This is a genomic window from Larkinella ripae (genome assembly GCF_054780775.1).
Map to the genome: position 1 here is coordinate 13,904 of NZ_BAAGVR010000028.1, position 22,071 is coordinate 35,974.

20 protein-coding genes and 1 tRNA gene are annotated in these 22,071 nt (G+C 53.5%); 9 read left to right on the top strand and 12 right to left on the bottom strand.

The features are described from left to right. Window positions 1-158: 158 nt before the first annotated feature. Window positions 159-317 (top strand): ribbon-helix-helix protein, CopG family, encoded by a 159-nt coding sequence (locus ACYVHX_RS21865; RefSeq protein WP_460673824.1) that lies wholly within the window; start codon window positions 159-161, stop codon window positions 315-317. Window positions 318-509: 192 nt separating this feature from the next. On the opposite strand, the gene ACYVHX_RS21870 is transcribed toward ACYVHX_RS21865, so the two are convergent. Together ACYVHX_RS21870 and hflX are read right to left on the bottom strand one after the other, a co-directional pair. Next, a tRNA-Arg gene (locus ACYVHX_RS21870) sits at window positions 510-581 on the bottom strand. Window positions 582-657: 76 nt separating this feature from the next. Further along, entirely contained in the window at window positions 658-1,926 is a 1,269-nt protein-coding gene (gene hflX, locus ACYVHX_RS21875) for a GTPase HflX (RefSeq protein ID WP_460673825.1), read from the bottom strand. A 453-nt stretch (window positions 1,927-2,379) separates the two neighbouring features. Between hflX and ACYVHX_RS21880 the strand changes: the two genes are divergently transcribed. The 5 genes from ACYVHX_RS21880 (at window position 2,380) to ACYVHX_RS21900 (ending at window position 9,078) form a co-directional block, all read left to right on the top strand. After that, complete coding sequence (locus ACYVHX_RS21880; RefSeq protein WP_460673826.1) at window positions 2,380-3,765, top strand: MATE family efflux transporter; 1,386 nt, start codon at window positions 2,380-2,382, stop codon at window positions 3,763-3,765. 164 nt (window positions 3,766-3,929) lie between these two features. Then, window positions 3,930-4,856, top strand: a complete 927-nt coding sequence (locus ACYVHX_RS21885) for a DUF389 domain-containing protein (protein WP_460673827.1) — start codon at window positions 3,930-3,932, stop codon at window positions 4,854-4,856. Window positions 4,857-5,119: 263 nt separating this feature from the next. Next, window positions 5,120-8,572 (top strand): pyruvate carboxylase, encoded by a 3,453-nt coding sequence (locus tag ACYVHX_RS21890; RefSeq protein ID WP_460673828.1) that lies wholly within the window; start codon window positions 5,120-5,122, stop codon window positions 8,570-8,572. Between the two features lie 31 nt (window positions 8,573-8,603). Next, window positions 8,604-8,843 carry a DUF433 domain-containing protein gene (locus ACYVHX_RS21895; protein WP_460673829.1) on the top strand — a complete coding sequence of 80 codons (240 nt, stop codon included), beginning with the start codon at window positions 8,604-8,606 and terminating at the stop codon, window positions 8,841-8,843. Between the two features lies 1 nt (window position 8,844). Continuing rightward, window positions 8,845-9,078, top strand: coding sequence for a DUF5615 family PIN-like protein (locus tag ACYVHX_RS21900; protein ID WP_460674693.1), 234 nt, complete (start codon window positions 8,845-8,847; stop codon window positions 9,076-9,078). Window positions 9,079-9,179: 101 nt separating this feature from the next. Here ACYVHX_RS21900 and ACYVHX_RS21905 read toward each other — a convergent pair whose 3' ends face one another. Beyond that, entirely contained in the window at window positions 9,180-9,458 is a 279-nt protein-coding gene (locus tag ACYVHX_RS21905) for an Rdx family protein (RefSeq protein WP_460673830.1), read from the bottom strand. Between the two features lie 166 nt (window positions 9,459-9,624). On the opposite strand from ACYVHX_RS21905, the gene ACYVHX_RS21910 reads away from it, so the two are divergent. Both ACYVHX_RS21910 and ACYVHX_RS21915 read left to right on the top strand, forming a co-directional pair. Continuing rightward, window positions 9,625-10,017 carry a DUF4870 domain-containing protein gene (locus tag ACYVHX_RS21910; RefSeq protein WP_460673831.1) on the top strand — a complete coding sequence of 131 codons (393 nt, stop codon included), beginning with the start codon at window positions 9,625-9,627 and terminating at the stop codon, window positions 10,015-10,017. Between the two features lie 84 nt (window positions 10,018-10,101). Then, complete coding sequence (locus ACYVHX_RS21915) at window positions 10,102-10,932, top strand: DUF2490 domain-containing protein (RefSeq protein ID WP_460673832.1); 831 nt, start codon at window positions 10,102-10,104, stop codon at window positions 10,930-10,932. Here the strand turns inward: ACYVHX_RS21915 and ACYVHX_RS21920 are convergent. The 9 genes from ACYVHX_RS21920 to tamL all read right to left on the bottom strand — a co-directional run bounded on the left by ACYVHX_RS21920 (window position 10,929) and on the right by tamL (window position 21,166). Then, complete coding sequence (locus ACYVHX_RS21920) at window positions 10,929-12,059, bottom strand: oxidoreductase (RefSeq protein ID WP_460673833.1); 1,131 nt, start codon at window positions 12,057-12,059, stop codon at window positions 10,929-10,931. The genes ACYVHX_RS21915 and ACYVHX_RS21920 overlap by 4 nt on opposite strands. An 86-nt stretch (window positions 12,060-12,145) precedes the next feature. Next, a complete protein-coding gene (locus tag ACYVHX_RS21925; RefSeq protein ID WP_460673834.1) occupies window positions 12,146-12,724 on the bottom strand; it encodes a Crp/Fnr family transcriptional regulator in 579 nt (192 codons plus the stop codon). Window positions 12,725-12,757: 33 nt separating this feature from the next. Further along, complete coding sequence (locus ACYVHX_RS21930) at window positions 12,758-13,345, bottom strand: hypothetical protein (protein WP_460673835.1); 588 nt, start codon at window positions 13,343-13,345, stop codon at window positions 12,758-12,760. Between the two features lie 173 nt (window positions 13,346-13,518). Then, complete coding sequence (gene secG / locus ACYVHX_RS21935; RefSeq protein WP_460673836.1) at window positions 13,519-13,890, bottom strand: preprotein translocase subunit SecG; 372 nt, start codon at window positions 13,888-13,890, stop codon at window positions 13,519-13,521. A gap of 58 nt (window positions 13,891-13,948) precedes the next feature. Continuing rightward, complete coding sequence (locus ACYVHX_RS21940; protein ID WP_460673837.1) at window positions 13,949-14,827, bottom strand: hypothetical protein; 879 nt, start codon at window positions 14,825-14,827, stop codon at window positions 13,949-13,951. A gap of 128 nt (window positions 14,828-14,955) precedes the next feature. Continuing rightward, window positions 14,956-15,492: an LptE family protein gene (locus ACYVHX_RS21945; RefSeq protein WP_460673838.1), complete on the bottom strand. Its 537-nt coding sequence runs from the start codon at window positions 15,490-15,492 to the stop codon at window positions 14,956-14,958. Window positions 15,493-15,499: 7 nt separating this feature from the next. Beyond that, window positions 15,500-16,804, bottom strand: coding sequence for a sigma-54 interaction domain-containing protein (locus tag ACYVHX_RS21950; protein ID WP_460673839.1), 1,305 nt, complete (start codon window positions 16,802-16,804; stop codon window positions 15,500-15,502). A 22-nt stretch (window positions 16,805-16,826) separates the two neighbouring features. After that, on the bottom strand, window positions 16,827-18,251 hold the full coding sequence (gene miaB, locus ACYVHX_RS21955) for a tRNA (N6-isopentenyl adenosine(37)-C2)-methylthiotransferase MiaB (RefSeq protein ID WP_460673840.1): 1,425 nt from the start codon (window positions 18,249-18,251) through the stop codon (window positions 16,827-16,829). A 194-nt stretch (window positions 18,252-18,445) separates the two neighbouring features. Then, the gene (tamL, locus tag ACYVHX_RS21960; RefSeq protein ID WP_460673841.1) at window positions 18,446-21,166 is read right to left on the bottom strand and encodes a translocation and assembly module lipoprotein TamL; all 2,721 of its coding nucleotides are present in this window, start codon (window positions 21,164-21,166) and stop codon (window positions 18,446-18,448) included. Here tamL and ACYVHX_RS21965 point away from each other — a divergent pair. Beyond that, a complete protein-coding gene (locus ACYVHX_RS21965) occupies window positions 21,165-21,920 on the top strand; it encodes a TrmH family RNA methyltransferase (RefSeq protein ID WP_460673842.1) in 756 nt (251 codons plus the stop codon). The two genes, tamL and ACYVHX_RS21965, sit on opposite strands and share 2 nt — an antisense overlap. Window positions 21,921-22,071: the final 151 nt, after the last annotated feature.

Consider the following 22,071-nt stretch of genomic DNA (forward strand, 5'->3'; position numbering starts at 1 on the left):
ATAGCGAAAATACACTAAATTAACAATACTTGAACGGTCGTACAAGCCTTGTTATATAAGTATGTGTACGATGTACGTACGTTTAACTGTCTGATTCATACATACGTTATGCGCATTTTTTGCTATCTTTAGTAGTACGCAACCAACCTACTAAAGCAATGAAAGACAACCGTTTGAATATCAAAATTAGCAGCAAGCTCAAAGCAGAGTTTATGGCCTCCTGTGAGGAACGCGAGATAAGCGCATCTGACGCCATCCGTGATTTAATTGCAAAAAGTGTAAGAAACTTTAAAAACGGAAAGGGGAAAGTAGAATGAAATGCCAGTTTGTGGCTTCCCCAGGGTTATCCATATTAGGGCAAGCCCCTTGACAATTGAATGAGAATTGTAGACTAAAAGCGTTAGGTAGAGAATGTAGTTATGCTTAAATTCTTAGTCAACAATATCGTCAACATAAGGAAAACAAAGTAGTTAACTAATTGACAGTCAATTACTTGCCTTTAATCAAAGTGGTCCCACCGGGAATCGAACCCAGATCTAAAGTTTAGGAAACTTCTATTCTATCCGTTGAACTATGAGACCAGAAAAAACCTGTACAGTCCTCAAAACCGTACAGGTTTGTCACTACGTGTTGTGTGCAAAAATGCTTAGAAATCTGCTATTTACCAAAATCCTGGCTAGTGTCGGTCTCTTCCGCCCAGTCGCCCAGCGGCACATCCATCCAGTTCGGGTAAATGGTGTAATGCTTCTCTTTCACCAAGGTATACAGCAAGTTACGCAGTTCGTCGAGATTCTCGCGCGTTTCGGCTGAGATGAACACCACGTGCTCGGACTTCTGAGTCAGGTACGTTTTCTTCAGGTAATCCAGGGCGGTTTTCTTTCGAATGGCCACCGGCAGATCATCATCAAAATCATCGTCCTGGTTCATCCACTCATCACGCGGTTCAAACTGGTCTATTTTGTTGAAAACCAGAATAGTCGGTTTTTCGCCCGCCGTGCTGCCTACGCCAATTTCCGACAAAATGTCGTTCACGACGCCAATGTGTTCTTCAAACGACGGATGCGATACATCCACGACGTGCAGCAGAATATCGGCTTCACGCACCTCATCCAGCGTCGATTTAAACGCTTCAATCAGCGTAGTCGGCAGTTTCCGGATAAAACCGACGGTATCCGTCAGCAAAAACGGAATATTCCCCAGCACCACCTTCCGAACCGTCGAATCGACCGTTGCAAAGAGTTTGTTTTCGGCAAACACGTCGGCTTTCGCCATCGAGCGCATCAGCGTCGATTTGCCCACGTTTGTATACCCCACCAGGGCTACCCGCACCAGGCGGTCACGTTCTTTCCGGCGCGTAGCGCTCTGTTTATCAATTTTCTCCAGCTTCTCTTTCAAAAAAGCGATCCGATCCTGCACAATCCGGCGGTCGGTTTCGAGCTCTTTTTCACCCGGACCCCGCGTTCCGACCCCGGCTTTCATCCGGCTTAAGTGGGTCCACATCCGGGTCAGACGCGGATACATATACTGATATTGAGCCAGTTCGACCTGCAATTTGGCCTGGGCGGTTTGGGCCCGCATCGAGAAAATATTCAGAATCAGCAAGCTCCGGTCCAGCACCTTGATGTTGGTCAAAGCCGCTTCGAGGTTGCGCACCTGTGAAGGCGTCAGATCATCGTCAAAAATGATGGTGTCGACCGGATTATCGATGATAAACGTCTGAATTTCTTCCAGTTTACCTTTCCCGACGTACGTCCGGGTGTCGGGCCGGTCGAGTTTCTGGACAAACGCCTTAACGGTAATTACGCCCGATGTTTCGGCCAGAAAAGCCAGTTCTTCCAGGTATTCCTGCGTTTTTTCGGCCGACTGTTTTTGCGTCACCAAGGCCACCAGGACAGCGGTTTCGGGCTGTTTGTGTGTTTCGATCATAGATGGAATGGATTTGTAAGGAGCCAAACGAGCTGCGGCACCGCGTCGGCATGAATGCCCCGCAGAAGCCAACGAATCGCTGGTTCAACCACCTTAAATTACAAATGAGAATAAGAATTACAACCGTTGACTACAGAAACGGTTTTTAGCGGAAGCGGAAGGGGCCGTAAACGGCTAACATTTTCATGGGCGTACTACCTTTAAGCGGCACAAAGGTAACAAATTTTCTTAAAAAAAGAACAGCATTTCAGGTCCTTTTTCTTTGCTGGCAAAAAACTTTCTGTACATTTGCGGTCTCAAAGCTAAAAAGCCGATGAATACCGCTGCCACCCCTCAATAACGGGCTCCTCCATTCTTTTCTTTCCCCGTCGTCGGTTTGACCGACCGACAACATTCCTCATTTAACTAGTTCAGTATCCGGCGATTTGGTCGCCCATTCTCTCTTTTTCATCCATGACGAAGTTTTTTCGCCTGTTAGTAGACGCTTTGCGCGGTTCAGAAAATAATTATACATCGGGCAGTATCAACCGGGCCATTTTCATGCTGTCGGTGCCAATGGTGCTGGAGATGGTTATGGAGTCGCTTTTCGCGATTGTCGATGTTTTCTTTGTGGCCAGAATCAGCACCGAAGCCGTTGCCACGGTGGGCCTGACCGAGTCGGTTCTGACCATTGTTTATTCCATCGCCATTGGCTTGAGCACGGCAGCCACGGCCCTGGTATCCCGGCGGGTGGGCGAAGGCAACGCCCGTGAAGCCGGAAAGTCGGTGGCACAGGTCATCCTGGTTTCGGTCGCCATTGCGTTGCTGATCGGAATTCCGGGGGCGGTTTTTGCCGAAGACATTTTGCGGCTGATGGGCGGTGACACCCATTTAATTGCCAACGGGTCCGGTTTTACGCGCCTGATTTTTGCCAGCTCGCCCGCGATCGTTCTGCTCTATACGCTGAGCGGTTGCCTGCGCGGTGCGGGCGAAGCCTCCGTGGCCATGCGTTCGCTGTGGATCGCCAACGGGATCAACATTGTCCTTTGTCCGGTTTTCATCTTTGGCTGGGGGCCGGTTCCCGAAATGGGCGTAGTCGGCTCAGCCATTGCCACCACCATTGGCCGTTCGGTGGGGGCGTTGTATCAACTCTATAACCTGATGCGCAACGGTCGGACGGTCCAGGTGAACCGGTCGGATTTTCAGCCCGATGCCAGCGTCATTCGGAACCTGCTCGGCATTGCCGCCGGGGGCACCGCGCAGTTTCTGGTGGGTTCAGCCAGTTGGGTTTTCCTGACCCGCATTCTGTCGACGTTTGGCAGCGACGTGGTAGCCGGTTATACAATTGCAATCCGGATCATGATTTTCACCATTATGCCGTCCTGGGGCATGGCCAATGCCGCAGCCACGCTGGTTGGGCAAAATCTGGGAGCGCAGCAACCCGACCGCGCCGAAACCTCGGCCTGGCGGGCGGCTTTCTGTAACATGCTGTTTTTGCTGAGCGTCGGCATCCTATTTTATGCCGGTGCGGCCGAGATTGTCGGTTTTTTCAACCGGGATCCTAAAGTGATCGAAATTGCCGTGAAAACGCTCCGCATTTTTTGCCTGGGTTACGTCTTTTTCGCCTACGGCATGGTCATTAGTCAGGCCCTGAACGGAGCCGGTGACACCCGGACGCCAACGATCATTAACGTCGTCTGCTTCTGGCTGATCGAAATACCGCTGGCGTATGTGCTGGCTAACACGCTTAGCTGGGGGCCGGAGGGCGTCTTTTGGTCGGTGGCCATCAGTGAATCCCTGCTGGCGGTCATGGCGGTTTTGGTGTTCCGCCGGGGCCGCTGGAAGTTAGTGCAGGTTTAGGGAGATAGAGGCCATCCGTGCGCAAATGGATTCGGGAAATCAGGGAGGAGCGAGGGGGAGCGGTGTATTATGAAAAGCATCGGCACTCATTAGAATATAATTAGAAAGTAAACGCTTGTCTCGTTCCCCGGTTTACATGAGTAGCCACCTGTTCCTGTCTATTCATGCAACGTACGTTCACCATTTCATTGACGCCCGCTTATACCGATTCCCTGATTCAGCAACTCCAGTCCCTCGATGAAGTCATCACCCTGACGCTTCATCGGGGCGGCTCGGTCAAACCGCCGGGTGATGTGCTGACCGTGCACGTGCTCAATACGGGTGCCGACGAAGTGCTGCGCCGGGTTGAGCACGTCTGCCCGATCGGTCATTACGCCATCGCCACCGCCGAACTGGCCAGTCTGATCGACCCGAAGCACCACGAACGCATTCGGCTCGACGTGGACGAGGCCATTTGGGAGGAAATGGAAACCGGTTTGCGGTACCAGGGGCGTCTGACGGGGAATTTTCTGTCGTTGATGGCGCTGGGCGGAGGCATTTCGGCGGTCGGCCTGGTGTCCGAACCGGGTCCGCAGACCCTGGCGTTCGTCGCGGCTTCGATTGTGGCACCCGGTTTTGAACCACTGGTCAAAGTGCCGCTGGGTTTAATTCTGAAGAATTACCAGGCGGCCTTATTTGGCCTGCGTTCCTCCCTGATCGGGTACGGTTTTGTGGGTCTGGGGGCGGTTTTGACTTTTTTGATCTTGCAGGGGCTGGGGGTAACTAATGCCGACGAATTTCTGAAAAATCCCGAAATGGAAGCCATCGCCAACCCGACGGGTAAAAACATCACGGTTTCGCTGGGCGGCACGCTGGCGGGCTGCATCATCGTGGCCGCTTACCGGCGCAGCGTCATCGCCGGCGCCCTGATTGCGATGGTCGTGATCACCGCTATGGCGATGGTGGGAGTCTCGCTGGCGTGTGGCCGACTGGATCTGGCCTGGAGTGGTCTTCAGCGCGTCGGTATCGATGTCGGGCTGATCTTCCTGGCGGGTATTCTGGTGTTTGAGGCCAAGCAGTGGCTGATGCGACGGCGCCAACCGCTGGTGTGAGGGTGAATCAGGAACACGGATCGAGCAGATAAAATAGCCATTAATTTCGACAAAACCGTATTCTCTTCAAAGACCTAATACCATTACATTAAGCCAGGATAAAATTCCGCATCGGGCCTAATCCAATCCAAATCTGCAATATTTGACGAAAAACCATACTTTTCCGATGAACCTTCGGTAAATCCTGATTTTTACAAACTTTTCAATAAACTTGCTGCATTGTTCACCTGGTTTCGAAAACCCATCCTGCATTTTTGGGAAACATGAAAGATTACATTCGCCCGATTCACCGCCTGCTCGTCGCCAACCGGGGCGAAATCGCCATCCGTATCATGCGGGCTGCTACCGAGTTAGGAATCACGACCGTCGCCGTTTATACGTACGAAGACCGCTACTCGCTGCACCGCTACAAAGCCGACGAAGCCTACCAGATCGGTCGCGATGACGAACCCTTGAAGCCTTACCTGGACATTGAAGGCATCATTCAACTCGCCAAACGGAAAAAAATTGACGCGATCCATCCGGGCTACGGTTTTCTGTCGGAGAACGTAACGCTGGCGCGCCGGTGCCGCGAAGAAGGCATCATCTTCGTCGGTCCGACGCCGGAAGCGATGGATGCGCTGGGCGACAAGGTGCGGGCGAAAAACCTGGCGACCGAAGCCGATGTGCCCATGATTCCGGATAGCCGGATCGATTTGTCAGACTTCTCGGTGGCCATGTCGGAAGCCAAACGGATCGGTTTTCCGGTCATGATCAAAGCCGTGGCTGGTGGGGGAGGACGTGGAATGCGCGTGGTTCGGCAGGAAGAAGAACTGGAAAAATCGTATAACGAAGCCCGGAACGAAGCGAAAAATGCGTTTGGTGATGACACGATTTTTCTGGAAAAATTCGTCGTCGATCCCAAGCACATTGAGGTGCAGCTACTGGGCGATACGCACGGGAACATTGTTCACCTGTACGAGCGGGATTGTTCCGTACAGCGTCGCTTTCAGAAGGTTGTCGAAGTGGCGCCCTCGTTTGGTCTGCGGCAGGCCACCAAAAACAAGCTCTACGAGTACGCCCTGAAAATTGGTCGGCAGGCGAATTATTCCAACGCCGGAACGGTGGAATTTCTGGTCGATAAGCAGGAGAATATTTACTTCATCGAAGTGAATCCCCGGATTCAGGTGGAGCACACCATTACAGAAGAAGTGACCGGTATCGACCTGGTGCGGACGCAGATTCTGGTGGCGATGGGTTATAAATTGTCGGACAACGGGATTTATATCAACCACCAGGATGAAATTCCCCTGAATGGGTACGCCATTCAATGCCGCGTAACGACGGAAGATCCCGCCAATAATTTCCGGCCCGATTTCGGAACCATCATTGCCTACCGCAATGCCGCCGGTTTTGGCATCCGGCTCGATGAAGGAAGCTCGTACCCCGGCGTGAAGATTTCGCCGTACTTCGACTCCATGATCGTGAAAATATCAGCGCGGGGCCGGACGCTCCGGGGCGCCACCCAGCGGCTGAAACGGGCGCTGGTGGAGTTTCGGATTCGGGGCGTGAAAACCAACATTCCGTTTCTGATGAACGTGATCGATCACCCGATTTTCCAGCAGGGTGACGCGCGGGTTTCGTTCATCGAAAACCATCCTGAACTGTTCGATCTGCGTAAACCCAAAGACCGGTCGACGCGGGCCTTGAATTACCTGGCGGATGTGATCGTCAACGGCAACCCCGAAGTCAAGGTCAAACCGGATGCCAAAACAAAGTTCCGTACGCCCATTGTCCCGGTTTATGATAAGTACGGCGACTGCCCGAAGGGCAACAAAGACCGGCTGACCGAACTTGGTCGGGATAAATTTGTCGAATGGATTCGCGAACAAAAACCGGTTTTGTACACCGATACGACGTTTCGTGACGGGCACCAGTCGCTGCTGGCTACCCGGGTCCGGACGAGAGACCTGCTGAATGTCGCCGAAGGATTTGCCAAGAACCACCCCGAGCTGTTTTCGATGGAAGTCTGGGGGGGCGCTACCTTCGACGTGGCCATGCGGTTTTTGCACGAAAGCCCCTGGACGCGGCTCCAGAAGTTCCGCGAAGCCATGCCGAACATGCTCCTGCAAATGCTGTTTCGGGGCTCCAACGCGGTCGGTTATTCCGCTTACCCGGACAACCTGATCGAGAAATTTGTGGAGAAATCGTGGGAATCCGGCATCGACATTTTCCGGATTTTCGACTCGCTAAACTGGGTCGAAGCCATGAAGGTGAGCATTCGGGCCGTGCGCGAACGTACCGACGCCCTGGCCGAAGCCGCAATCTGCTACACCGGCGACATGCTGGCCCCCGATCAGCAGAAATATACCCTGCAGTATTACCTCGACATGGCCCGCCAGCTGGAGGACGAAGGCGCTCATTTGCTGGCGATCAAGGATATGGCCGGTTTGCTGAAACCGCTGGCGGCCGAGGTGCTGGTGCGTGAGTTGAAAAAAGCCGTTAGCATTCCGATTCACCTGCACACGCACGACACATCTTCGATTCAGGCGGCAACCTACCTGAAAGCGGTCGATGCCGGGGTCGATATTATCGACTGTGCCCTCGGTGCGCTGTCGGGCCTGACGTCGCAGCCCAATTTCAATTCGGTGGTGGCGATGTTGCAGGGACACGAGCGGGCCAGCTCGATCGATTTGAATTCGCTGAACGCCTATTCCAATTACTGGGAAGACGTTCGGGAGTGGTATTATCCGTTTGAGTCGGGCATGAAAGCCGGCAGTGCGGAAGTCTACCAGAACGAAATCCCGGGCGGGCAATACTCCAACCTGAAACCGCAGTCGATTGCACTCGGGCTGGGCGATAAGTTTGAAACCCTGAAAAGAAACTACAGCGTTGTCAACCAGATGTTTGGCGACATTGTGAAGGTAACGCCCTCGTCGAAGGTCGTGGGGGATATGGCGCTATTCATGACCTCGAACAACCTGACGGCGGAGGACGTGATGAAAAAAGGCGCGTCGCTATCGTTCCCGGAATCGGTAAAGGGCTTTTTCAAGGGCGAACTCGGCCAACCTTACGGCGGTTTTCCGAAGGAGCTCCAGGAGATTGTCCTGAAAGGCGAAGAACCGTTGACCGGTCGCCCGAACGAGAAGCTGAGCCCCATTGATTTTGACGAGGATTTCAAGAAATTCAAAGAGAAGTTTCCGCAAAACGAAGGGTTTCTGGATTACCTCTCGTACCAGATGTACCCGAAAGTGTACGAAGAATACTACAAAGCCGTCCAGGAACACGGCGATGTCAGTATCATTCCGACCCCGGCTTTTCTGTACGGTTTAAAGGAAAACGAGGAGATCCTGATCGAGATCGACGAAGGCAAAAACATTCTGGTGCGGCTGTTGTACGTTTCGGAACCCGACGATCATGGAATGCGGATGGTAACGTTCGAGCTGAATGGGCAGAGTCGTCAGGTTCAGGTTCGCGACAAATCGCAGAAAGTTGATTTTCAGGCCAATGCCAAAGTAGGCAAGGAAGGCGATGTCGGTTCGCCCTTGCAGGGTCGTTTGACCAAGATTCTGGTCAAAACGGGTGACAAAATCGCCAAAAACCAGCCCCTGTTTGTGATCGAAGCCATGAAGATGGAAAGCATTGTGGCCGCACCCAAAGCCGGCACCGTCAAGCAGGTGGTGCTGAAAGAAGGCACGGTGGTGGTGCAGGACGACTGGGTTGTCGAACTGGAATAGAAGCCGTACCTTAGTACAAACAATCTTGCGTATGAGCATGCTGGATCGAATCACTAGTATACCGGATGTTTGTAATGGCAAACCGACCATTAGAGGGATGCGAATTACGGTTACAACCATTCTGGAATACCTGGCGGCTGGTGAAACCAACGAAAACATTCTGGAAGCTTACCCCTATTTGGAACAAGAAGATATACTAGCCGCGCTGGAGTATGCAGCGCGGCTTACCGATCTTACCATAAATTCATATCCTTTGCCAATGGCTTCATGAAATTTCTGGTCGATGTGAATTTGCTAAAAAGTTCAGATTTTTTAATACACCCGATTTTGAATTTGTGTCCGATATACAAACCACCCTGCCGGATGCACAAATTTGGGAATATGCTCTTGAAAAAAACCTGGTTATACTCACGAAAGACGGTGATTTCTACGCCAGAGCACTAACGGCCTCCCGGAAGCCGAAAGTAATCCGATTCAAATTAGGCAACCAGACGCTGGCAAACTAGCATGCCTATTTTTCAACCAACTGGGAACGACTGAGGAGCTGATTGAAAAGCATGATTTGCTAATAGCTTATCCAGATCGGGTTGACGTTATTTTTTAAGATTCATTTTTTATCCGAATGCCCCAGTGATTTGTCCGGGTTGACCACATCGCGGACCAATTGCTTTAATTCCTTAATGTCCGGAAAACGGCCTTCTACCTTGCGGTCAAAAATCTTCTGACCATCAATTTCGACCGAAAACCGCCCACTAATTTCCGACGGGTGCAACAGCACACCGTGAACATCATCGCCAAAGGTGGTCAATAACTCCTGCGCCATCCAGGCCGAGCGCATCAGCCAGCCACACTTGGGGCAGTATTCCAGCGTAATCGTAGGTTTCATAAACAAAGCAGTAACGGGTTGAAGGAGGGGCGGAGGAAAAGGGAGCCCGGATTCCGCTGATCCTTTTCTGCTCGCGTCCTTCCGGCCTTTCCTCCTTTCTTCAAGACAAAAATTGCAAAAATGGTTTCTTTCCGCGAATTTGGTTGTTACTAAACCAGTTACAACCATGGAAAACCAACCGTATAACAACCCGGTTCCTCCGCCACCGGTCAATTCGCTGAGCCCTTCCGACGAACGGATGTGGGGAATGCTGGCACATCTGAGTGCGCTGGCCGGTTTTATTATTCCTTTTGGAAACCTCATCGGTCCGCTGGTCGTCTGGCAGATTCAGAAAGATAAATCGGCGTTCGTCGATTACCACGGGAAGGAATCCTTAAATTTTCAGATCACGGTGAGCATCGGCTATCTCATTGGATTCCTGCTGCTTATTATCGTCATCGGCGTCCCTATCCTGTTTGTGATCGGCTTGCTCAGCGTCGTTTTTTCCATTCTCGCCGGTGTCCGGGCCAACAACGGAGAGCATTACAAGTACCCGTTCACATTCCGTTTTATCAATTAAAGGGTTCAGGACGAAAGGCGCTTTCGGTTGGCGGACGTTTTGTTATTTTTGTGGCTGCAACGCGCCACCAAGCCTTCTTTTTGAATGATTGCGTCTCCTGATCTACCGCAACCCGTTGGGGCTCTTCGCCCGGCTAACGGGTTGTCCGATACGAGTTTGCTGAAAACAATCCGCCGGTTGGCGGGTTTCCTGTTTTCCCTTTTTCTTTTCCCGGACTTAGCTGAAGCGCAGAAACATCCGCTCGGCACCTGGTTCATTGGCACCGTTCAGCTGCCGGCCCGCGAACGGGGCTGGGGCGGTTTTCTGGAAGGGCAGATTCGTTCCAACGCGCTGTTCGATCAGGTAAATTATTACGAACTGAAAGGCGGCATCAGCTACGACCTGGGGCCGACTTTTTCGGCCATGATTGCCACCGGGCGTTATCACACCTACAATTTCCGGGATCTGGCCGATGGGCCGCAGTTGCTCGAAACCCGCTTGTGGGAACAAATCACGATGAGTCAGAACGTCAACCGGCTGAAATTCGAACACCGCTACCGGATCGAACAACGCTGGTTTGGCGGATCGACGCCGGAAAATGTGGCGATTCAGGGCCGGTTCCGGAACCGGGTGCGCTACCGGATGAACCTGATGATCCCCCTCAATGAAGAAACGATCAAACCCGGTACGGTTTTTCTCTCGCTCTACGACGAGCTTTTCCTGAACTTCAAAGCACCGCACCTCGAACGAAACCGGGTGTACGCCGGCCTGGGCTATCAGCTCGACCGGAACTGGATTTTGCAGGGCGGCTGGGTCAATCAATACGACCAGGCCCCCGTCCGCACCGGCAGCAAAGACAACGTGGTGTTATCCGTGATGTACCGACTGCACCGCAAAAACGGTGAACGCGAACGGCTGCCTACCCTGGTCGATTAACCGGAACACGGTGCCCTATTGGCTTGATTGGCGACGAAAAACCGGGTATTGGCCAGCGATACCGACGGTTTGATCATGCCGGGCTGAAACGGCACCAATGGTTCGTTCCGCAAGATTTTGGTCGGAAAGTCCGGATTTGCTATGGCATAACGGCCAATCGCCAGCAAATCGCCGTGGCCGTTGGTTAAAAGGGATTGGGCGAGGGTCAGATCGTGCAAACCGCCGTTGGCAATCACCGGGCAATCCAGCAATTGGCGGGCAATGCCGGTCGATGACCGACCATCGGCATACCGACACTCCCGTTGCCAGCCTCCGCCTTCGGCCGCTATGTGCAGATAATCAGGACCGGCTTTTTTCACCTCCGCAAAAAGGGCCTCAGCCATGTCGGGGCCTTCTTCCCACCGGTACGCCAGATTATTGACCTTGCCTTCGGACAACCGCAAGCCGACGACAAAACCGCTGGGCACGGCCGCCCGGATTCCGGCGATGATTTCGGCCAGAAACCGAAACCGGTTGGCGACGCTTCCGCCGTACGGGTCGGTGCGCTGGTTTGTATAGGCCGTAATAAACTGATCCGGCAAATACCCGTTGGCGCCGTGAATCTCAACGCCGTCGAAACCGGCGGCAGCGGCATTTCGGGCCGCCTGCACGTACCCCGCGACTGCGGTTTTTAGGTCCGACAGCGTCATGGCGCGGGGAAGGGCAAAGTGCGGATTGCCCCCCGACGAAGCCGACGGTTTGCCGAGCGGCTGAACGGCGGAAGGGGCCAGGGTATGCTCCAACACCTGCGACAGGGCTCCGGCATGCATCAACTGACAAACAAAAACCGTGGGGTATTTTTTGACCCGATCAGTGATGCTGCGCCAGCCGGATACCTGGTGGCGGGTGACGATGCTGGGCTGGTTGGGATTGCAGATCGAAGCGATGGCATCGGTATAAACCCCTTCGCTGATCAGAAGGGCAAAACCGCCCCGGGCAAAGGCTTCGTAATAATCGCCCATGTCCGGCGTGGGAACGCCCTCGGGCGTGGCGCTGATCCGCGTCATGGGGGCAACGACAAACCGGTTTGGGAGGGCATGAGGCCCGATCTGCACCGAATCGAAAAAAGAAGGGGTTGAATGGCTCATCGACGTAACGAATTAGTGAGCACAAAGTTCCTTCCGCTTTTCCGCTTTCGGCTTAAAGCAGGTTAATAAATGGGTTAAAACCAGGTTTAGTGTCCGGCCTGTTCCCGTCGGAGTTTACTCAGAAAAACCGGGGTGATGCCCAGATAAGCCGCAATATCTTTCAGCGGAATTCGCGGGGCGAGTTGTGGATAGGCCGTTAAAAATTGCTCGTAGCGTTCTTTGGCGGGGATGCTCAGGGTGTTGATCACCCGTTGTGAGGTAGCAATCAGGGCATTTTGATTTAGGAGCCGGAAAAAGGTTTCCAGCTTGGGAACGTGCTGGTAGAGCTGATCGAGCGCCGGTTGATCGATCACCAGCAGCGTGACGGGCTCAATGGCCTCAATGTTGAACGAAGAGGGGGTATGGTGGAGAAAGCTGTCCAGATCGCCCGCCCACCAGTCCTCGACCGAAAACCGCAGGATGTGATCAACGCCCTGATCGTCGGTGTGGTAGGATTTCAGGCAACCGCTGACCACGAAACTTTCGTAGCGGCACACATCGCCCTGTTGCAGCAGAAACTGCTTTTTTTTGAGTTTCCGGAGCGTAAAATGCGTGGTGACGAGGGCAAACTCTTCGTCCGTCAGGGGCGTTTTTCGCTCGATATGAGCACGCAGAACATCGAACATGACTCAGAAAGCAGTCCGGGCGGCAAACCTACCTTAAAACAGCGGACGCCGGACTCTGAAGGACCGTTTCAAGCCGCGAATCAGCAGAAACGCGCCGAGCAGCCCAAAGATAATGGCCAGAACGCTGATGTTGAGAATCGCAAACACAATGGCGACCCCAATAACCGGAATTGACGCCTTGAGTTGCCACGGAATCCGTTGCCACCAGTTCAGCTTTTTGCGGGGTTTGAGGCCGAGGATTTCGCGCAGGGTTTTCTTCTGGCCGGGTTTGGGGCGGGGTTGCTGGGCAATAAAACCGCTTTCGGTTCCGCCGACGGATGAATTGACCCGCTCCGTGGCCTGCCGAACCCGCTGCGAAACCGGGTGAGCGGGCGGCACCAGGGCCGCCGAAGCATACGCATCCGGTTTTTGAGACTCCGGTGCCGGTTTTTCACCCACCAGCCGGGTCCAGTCATCGTTCTCAACGACCAGGGAATCGCTCACCGCGGCAACGGGCTGTGCGGGTTGGGACGAACGAAACGATTCGACCGGCATGGGCTGATACCGGGCGTACGGACGATGGCAGGAAGCTGTATACAGACAACAAATAACGGCAAGGGGCGCAAGGGCACTTTTTCTCATCAGGCTGAACGTCGATTCAGAATGCAAAACCTTTCCTTACAACGAAAGCGATCCGCCGGTTTATACTTTCTGAACCAGAAATTATGGTCAAAAAAAGACCTGTACGGTTTTTGAATTCGTACAGGTCTGATAGCCAATGGCTTGAAATTGAAAGATCGTTCGCCGTCCGGTGCTTATTTCGCAGCGGTTCCGCTCTGGGGCGTGGTGGCCGGAGCGGCTGGCTGTTGCTGGGCCGGAGCCTGCAGGCCCGCACCCGGAACGGTTTTCGTAGCGGCCGCATCGACGTTGGCGCTGTTGATGGTGGCGCCCACCGGATTGCGGTCGATGATGATGTACGTAGAAAGCGTCAGGACCATGATGGCGATGCCCAATCCCCACGTCACCTGCTCCAGAATGTCGGTGGTTTTCTTGACGCCCATCAGCTGGTTGGAACCCAGACCGCCAAACTCACCGGACAAACCGCCCCCTTTAGAATTTTGGATCAACACCGCCAGAATCAGCAGGATGGTACAAATACAAATTAATACAATGATTGCCGTTAGCATTTCGATGAGCCCTTGCGGGTATGTTTTAATAGATACTGGTTGCGTAAAAAGACGTTAATTACTGATCCTGTGGATTCTTTAGCGCAGCAATTTTCTCCGCAAAATAAACTTTTTTTTCCGGATTTTTCAACATAAGTTTCACGTAAATGTCAATAGCGCGCTCGGGTTTGCCCTGCCTGGCGAGAATTTTGGCGAAGGCCTCGGTGATGGGCACGCTCGAATGCCCCGGCATCCGGCGCGTCAGGTCTTCCTGATCGGCCTGCTCGTTGGCGTTCATGCGCGGGCGCTGAATGGTTGGCTCGCGTTTGATGAAATCCTCAATCAGCTGCAACTGCCGGTTGCGTTCGGGATCGGCCACCGGGTCCAGCGGTTCGGGTTCTTCCGGTTTTTGTTCCTGCTGTTCCAGCGTGGTCTGAATAACGTTCTCGGTCCGGATCGCTTCGTCGATAACGGGCCGGGTTTCGTCGGGGGCTGCGGGTTCCGATTCCGCACCGTCGGCCGGTGGTTCTGCCACGACAAGCTCCTCGAAACTGACCGACTTCGCAAAGTCGAAAATCGGGTTGGTCAGAAACGTATGATTCTGCTCGGCTTTCTTTTTGAATAATTCGTAGCTTTCTTTCTTGTAATCGTCGGGAATCGGGACGTGTTTGAGCGATAATTCGTTCAGGCGGCTCAGCAGGTTCTCGGACCACTGAAACTCGTTTTCGATCAGTTTGCGGAGCGCATTCCGGCTCAGGGCGTGGGCCGCGGCCTGCCGGACGTATTCGATGGCGTGGCTCTTCTGATGAACGGACGTGGCCTTGGCCGCCAGAAAATAAAGCGACTGACAATATGGATAAGCAGCGATCGCTTCCTGTAAGGGTTGTAAATCAGCCGGTAATAGTTCTTCGGGATGCGTGACCCAGAACGAAAAAGTTTCTTTGTCCAATTTGTTCATTGGATTGACAGTCGGAAGGTGGTATCGCTTTGGTCAAATTTAGCAAATTGTTACCAGTTTCAACTTCCAGTTGGCAGTTAAAAATTAGGGCAAAAACCGGATCGACCGGTTGAAACAAAAACCGGATTTTACCAGTCCGCTGCGGTTTTATTGAAAATATCCAATACCAGCTGATCCTGAATTTTGGGCAGAATCCGGCTTTCGCTCTGGGAGAGCGTCTGGTTCGCCGGAAAATCCTGGTAAAACGAAAACGGCTGATCGAAGTTCTTCGTTTCGTCTTTGGAGTTCGAAAACCGCACCTGGACCGTCACCTGCAGGCGGTTTTGGGCCGCCTGATCGGAGGCCGTGGCCGCCACCGGCAACACATCATACCCGGAAATGGACCCTTCCAGCACAATATCGCCGTTGTTGGGCACCACCTTCATGCTGGTGTACCGCTGGTAATATTCCTTTAATTTTTCGGTAAATTGCAGGGGCAGGTTGGCCGGTCCGCCAGCCGCCGAGGTCGTAAACGTATTGACTGTGATGGTCTTGATATTCGGATCGAGCGTCGTGCCCGTAAACGAATACTTTCCGCAGGAGGTCGAAAGGAATAAGGAGCAAAGAATAACGACTAACGAACAAAAACCGGGGAAAAGGGACCGAAACCGGGTCAGTTTGTTCATTGCACGATCAGTTTTCTTCATCGATTTCGTATTGTTTTATTTTCCGATATAACGTTCGTTCGGAGATGCCGAGGGCCTGGGCTGCGTATTTTCGTTTGTTGTTGTTGCGACGCAGCGCCTTGACAATCATTTCTTTCTCCTTTTTTTCCAGCGACAGCGAATCATCTTCCTCGGTTTCGTGCGTGATGTCCTCCACCGTAACATCACTGCCGGTGTCGGTCGGATCGTATTCATCCACATCAATGACATTGCCGGCGGGCAGCAAACGCGGCACGGGTTGTTCCGGCTCCGGATTCAGGTCGCCGGTCTGAAGCGTCTCGAACAATTCCTTGTTGTTTTTCAGGATTTCATGGCCGTTCTGCTCGTTCTTCAGCACGTCGAGCACCAGCCGTTTCAACTCGTTCATGTCCCGGCGCATGTCGAACAGCACTTTGTAGAGCAACTCGCGCTCGGAAATGGAATTGGTATCCGAATGAGCACCCGGCCACACCATCGGTGCCTGGGGCGTCTGCGACGAAACCGGGGGCAGGTATTTGGCCAGCGCTTCGGCTTCAATGACCTTGTTGCTTTCCGATTCGAGAATGGAAATCTGCTCGGCGATGTTCTTCAACTGGCGGATGTTACCCGGAAAGGGATACCGCAGAAGGAGTAATTTGGCCGCTTCCGACAATTGGATGGGCTTGATGCGGTAGCGTTCGGCAAAATCCGTCGTGAATTTCCGGAACAGCAATTCGATGTCATCCCCACGCTCGCGCAGGGGCGGCACGAAGATGGGCACGGTGTTCAGGCGGTAGTACAAATCTTCCCGGAACCGGCCCTGCTCAACAGCCGCCAGCAGATTGACGTTGGTCGCGGCCACCACGCGCACATCGGTTTTCTGCACCTTCGACGAGCCCACGCGGATGAACTCGCCGTTTTCGAGCACCCGCAACAGACGGGCCTGCGTACCCATCGGCATTTCTCCGATTTCGTCCAGAAAAATGGTGCCGCCGTTGGTGGTTTCAAAATAGCCTTTCCGCTGATCGACGGCCCCGGTAAACGAACCTTTTTCGTGGCCAAACAGCTCCGAATCAATGGTGCCTTCGGGAATGGCCCCGCAGTTGATGGCGATAAACTGACCGTGTTTGCGGCTGCTCAGGCTGTGAATAATCTTGGAAAAAGACTCTTTCCCGCTTCCGCTTTCGCCGGTTATCAAGACGGTCAGATCGGTGGCGGCCACCTGAATGCCTACGTTGATGGCGTAGTTCAATCCCGGCGCGTTACCAATAATGCCGAACCGCTGTTTGACCGACTGTACTTCTCGTAAATCCATAGGGTAGGAAAATGGGGAACGCTTAAACCGTAGTGCCCAGCAGCGTAGCCGCCGTGCAATCCGTTACCAGAACGTTGACATACTGGCCCTTCTGGTAATTCCCCTTCGGAAACACCACCATTTTGTTCTGATCATTGCGGCCACTTAAAAAGTCGTCGGAACGTTTGGATGGCCCCTCGATCAGCACCCGTTGTACTTTTCCGATGTGCCGCTGGTTGCGCTCGAGCGACATGTTGCGTTGCAGGGCGATGATCTCGCTCAGGCGACGGTTTTTGATGTCATTCGGGATGTCGTCGGCGTATTTCCGGGCCGCCGGGGTGCCGGGGCGTTCCGAGTACGCAAACATGTAGCCGTAATCGTAGCGGGCGTATTCCATCAGCGACAGGGTATCCTGGTGTTCTTCTTCGGTTTCGGAGCAAAAACCGGAAATCATGTCGTGCGAAATGCCGCAATCGTCGCCCAGAATGGCCCGGATGCGGTCGATTTTCTGGATATACCAGCCCCGGTCGTAGGTCCGGTTCATCAGTTTCAGAATCCGGTCGTTGCCGCTCTGGGCGGGGAGGTGAATGTACTTGCAGATGTTGTCGTGTTTCGCCATCGTATGCAGCACCTCGTCGGTGATGTCTTTCGGGTGGGAGGTCGAAAACCGCACCCGCAGTTCCGGATCCACCAGCGCGACCCGTTCGAGCAACTGGGCAAAATTGACTTTTTCCGCACCATCGGCCGACGTCCATTTGTAGCTGTCGACGTTCTGGCCTAATAAGGTAACTTCTTTGTAACCGGCCGCCGAAAGTTCTTCGGCTTCCCGCACGATGGAGTGCGCATCACGGCTCCGTTCGCGGCCCCGGGTGTAGGGCACCACGCAGAAACTGCACATGTTATCGCAGCCCCGCATAATGGAAATAAACGCCGTTACACCGTTGGAATTCAGGCGAATGGGCGAAATGTCGGCGTAGGTTTCTTCCCGCGACAAAAAGACGTTGACGGCTTTCTGGCCGGTTTCGGCTTCTTCCACCAGCTTCGGAATGTCGCGGTAGGCATCCGGCCCGGCCACAATATCCACGATTTTTTCTTCTTCCAGCAGCTTGGCTTTCAGGCGTTCGGCCATGCAGCCCAGCATTCCGACGAGCAATTCCGGTTTCTGTTTTTTCAGCGTATTGAGCTGCTTCAGGCGGTTGCGGACTTTTTGCTCAGCATTCTCGCGGATGGCGCAGGTATTCAGGAAAATCACGTCGGCATCGTCGGCGATGGCGGTGGTGGCAAAACCCGCGTTCCGCATCACCGATGCGACAATCTCACTGTCCGAAAAATTCATCTGACAGCCGTAACTTTCAATATAAAGCCGTTTCTTACCAATTGCCAGTTCTTCTTCCAGCACGCGCGGTTCGTCGGTGCTTGCTTTATCGGCCTCGGTCAGTATGGCTAAGGTCTCCGTAATGCGTTCCATAAATCAAACGTGTGTGGGCGGAAGGCGGTTTTCGGTAGACGGTTTTCAGTTATACGCTACAGGCTACAAACCGTAAACAGAAAACCGTGTACCGAAAATCAATCCCCGGCCCGTAAAATCAAGCTTCAAAGTTACAAAGATTTTGGAAAACTATGACAGTTTGTCAGGTAGGAAAATGGGGATTGGAAAAACTGCTAGAAGGGGTAACCGATTCCGAAGTTGATAACGAGCGGATTGGGGCCGCGAAACATCTTGTCAAACCGGAATTTGGGCAGAAAAAACCGCTCGTCGATGAATTCACCGGGGCGCTTGCCTTCCACCACGTACCCGTTTCGGTCGGGATCGTAGAGAAAATACCGGGCGGGATCGTAGACTTTGATCGCACCGTCGAACCGGATGATGAAAAACGAAAAGTCAATGCGCAGGCCAATGCCGGTTCCGACGGCGATCTGCTGCACGAAGCTGCGGGAGATGTAATCGCTGTTCGACTTGCGGAACAGAAAATTCTCGCCCATCCGGTTGGGGTTGTCGCGCAGCGTCCAGACGTTGCCGGCATCGACGAAAAACGCCCCGTTGATGTCGCCCCCCAGATGAAACAGATGCGTTCGCAACTCCGCCGACGCTTCGAGCAGAATGTCGCCGGGTTGCTCAAAATCGTAGCGGAACTGGCCGGTGGGCACCCCATTCCGGTCTTTTCTGAAATCCGGCACCAGAATATCGTCCGGCTGCGTATAGGGAATGGACGAACCCGCCCCCAGCCGCCGGGGAAGCCAGGCCCGGATGCTGTTGCTACCACCGGCAAAAAATAACTTTTCGTACGGCGCCGTCCGGTTATCGCCGTAGCCAATCAGCAAACCGGTATTGATGCGGAAAGCCAGCGTCGTTTTGGGCCGCAACGGAATATAATGCCGGAAATCGACGTTGGCCCGCAGGTATTTGTAATACTGCAAACCGGTGGAATCGGACGTATTGAAGAAATTGCGGAGCTGTTCGTTTCGGAACAGATTCAGGGTTGTGCCCCCGGACTCCGCCGAAACCCGGAAAAAATTAGCCCGCCGGTTTTCGCCCAGCACGTTGGTGTTATAGGTATAAACGAAGCCGACATTGGATGCAAAAGCATTCCGGAAACTGTTCTTTATTGTACTGCCCAAAGCCGCCTGACGGTCGAGATCAACCCGGAAACTATCACCGATAGCGGTTGCTTTGATGATGGCTTTCAGGTAATTGACATCCGCAACGACCAGGTTAAATTGCTGGTTGGTGTTTTTCAGCCAGTTGTACGACATGGCAGCTCTTAAAATTCGGCGCCCGTAATCCGGCCGGCTCGTATAATTATACCCCAAGCTGATCTGGGTGCGGGGACTAAGCCGGTTAAAACGAAACCGGACTTTTCCGGGAAATAGAATATGGGGAAAAATCAGGGAGTTGTTCAGGCCGAATTCCTGAGCAAAGTACACATTTCCCCGGCTGGCTGCCGTAAAACCGGTCTGGGCCTCAATACCGTAGCGCAGGGCGGTTTCGAAGGTGCCCAAACCGCCGAAAATGTTGTGAATCCGGAAGGATAGGTTGCCAAAAGGACCGGGATAGCCTTGTCCCTGATACAGCACGAAAACACCGCCTTCGGTGGTCAGCTCGTACTTGTCGATGGGCAAGAGGTTGATGCGGGTTCGCAACCGGCCCCGGGTCGTATCCGTAAAGCTGATGTTGGCAAAACTGAACTGGTTGAGCAGAAACAATTGCCGCTGGGTGTCCTGAAAATTTTTGAGTCGGTAGAGGCTGTCGGGCCGCAGAAAAATCCGGCTGTCGAGCAGGCGCATCGAATACTGCTGGCGTCCCAGATGAAACCGCAAACCGTTGAAGCGAACGGTGTCGAGCGAAAACCGGTCTTCGGCGCGGGCCACCCGCACTTCCACCTCGCCAATCCGGTAAACCGGGTGCCGGGGCTGGCCGGGCGGGTTGGCAATCCGGACCCACATGTTAATACGGTGGCGCGTCGAATCGGTGCTTTCGGTCCGGACCGAATCCAGATCGAGCACATCGAGCGGCAGCGGAATATACTGCCGGGTGAAGCTGTAATAACCGCTGTTTCGCAACAACTCCTCAATCCGGATGCGTTCGTTCTCCACTTTATCGGCATCGAACCGTTCGCCGGTTTTCAGCACCGAAGCCCGTTCGAGCGTGGGCCGGACGATGGAATCGATCCGGGGGTCGGCAATCTGGTAGGTAATGGTGTTGAGGTAAAACGGAATGTCTTCCGCGACGGTATACGTGACCCGAACCCGGCGCCCCAGCGTGCGGGTACTGTCGGTGGTGTAGGCGACTTTTCCGCGCAAAAATCCTTTGTTAAACAGATACCGCTGCATTTTCTGCGCGTTTTCTTTTGCATCGGCTTCGTAAAAATAAGCCGGAGGTTCACCCAGCGATCGCATCACCCAGTTGCCCTCATCGACGCGCCGGCGCAGGCGGGTAAGCTGGCGGTTGGCCCGTCTGAGTTGTTTGCGGTAGGAGCGGGTCGAGTCGGGGTTCTCGGCTAACTGGTCGTATTCCTTGCGTTTGGCGTCCAGGTCGCGCTGGGCGGCTGCCGGGTCGAAAGTTCGGGAGCCAAGCTGGTAAAACCAGAGGGCGGGCGTGACCGGTAAACGAAGAATCCGGCGGTTGGGTCGTTGCGGAATCAGGGACTCCAGTTCGGTGCTCGGGATGGTCCGGTTGCCGCGAATGGTCTGGCTGTAGAGCAGGTACTGATTTTTTTGTAACTTTTCCGAACTGACGCAGCCGGACAGCAGGGCAAGCAGACCGAAGAAAAGCAGGAAGGCGGATGAATTACGGGTGAAGAACGCCGGATTACGGTAGTTTCTCCGTAATTCGCAATGCATATTCGCACCGGAAAACCGGCTGTAATTCATTTTTCTCTTCATGCTCTCAAAATCACTCAGCAAATATATTCAGTCGCTGCATCAGAAAAAATACCGGCAGGAACACGGCGCGTTTTTGGTGGAAGGAAGTATCAACGTCCGGGAACTGTGCGCGTCGGATTATCAGCTCGAATTGGTACTGGTCACCGAGGAGTTTTACCAGCAAAACGCCCCGCTGCTGAATCAACAACAGGTTCGGCTGGAAATGGTTTCGGCCGATGAGCTGAAACGGGTTGGTTCGCTGGTGGTCAACGATTCGGCCCTGGCGGTGGCGAAAACCAAAGAAAACCGGTTTCTGGCGGCCGATCCCGACGAATTTGTCCTGGTGCTGGATGACATCCGCGACCCTGGTAATTTGGGCACCATCCTGCGCATTGCTGACTGGTACGGCATCCGCAAACTCATCTGTTCCCAATCCACGGCCGACGTATACAACCCCAAGGTGATTTCGGCCAGCAAAGGCTCTTTCACGCGGGTCGAATGGTACTACTGCCACCTGGAAGCATATTTGAGCGAGCTGCCCGACCCGGCGGTTTTCGGCGCTTTTCTGGAGGGGGCCAGCGTGCACACCCAGCGTTTCGGATCATCGGGTTATCTGGTGCTGGGCAACGAAGCCAACGGGATCAGTCCGGAAGTGGAGCGGTTTGTCAATCAACGTATTACAATTCCGAAGTACGGTGGGGCCGAATCCCTGAATGTGGGCATTGCCACGGCGGTTATTTGTGACAATCTCCGGCGGTCGGAAGGGCAAAAATAAAAATAGCCCTGTTCGAGGCAAGGCTATTTTTACTGCTTTCTTAACCTAAACTAAATGTACATATTAACTACAAAAGTACGACCGGATCGCAGCTCTATATTTACCCCAATATGGGGGATTTATTAAAATCATGAGAAGGTGTAAATTTGTG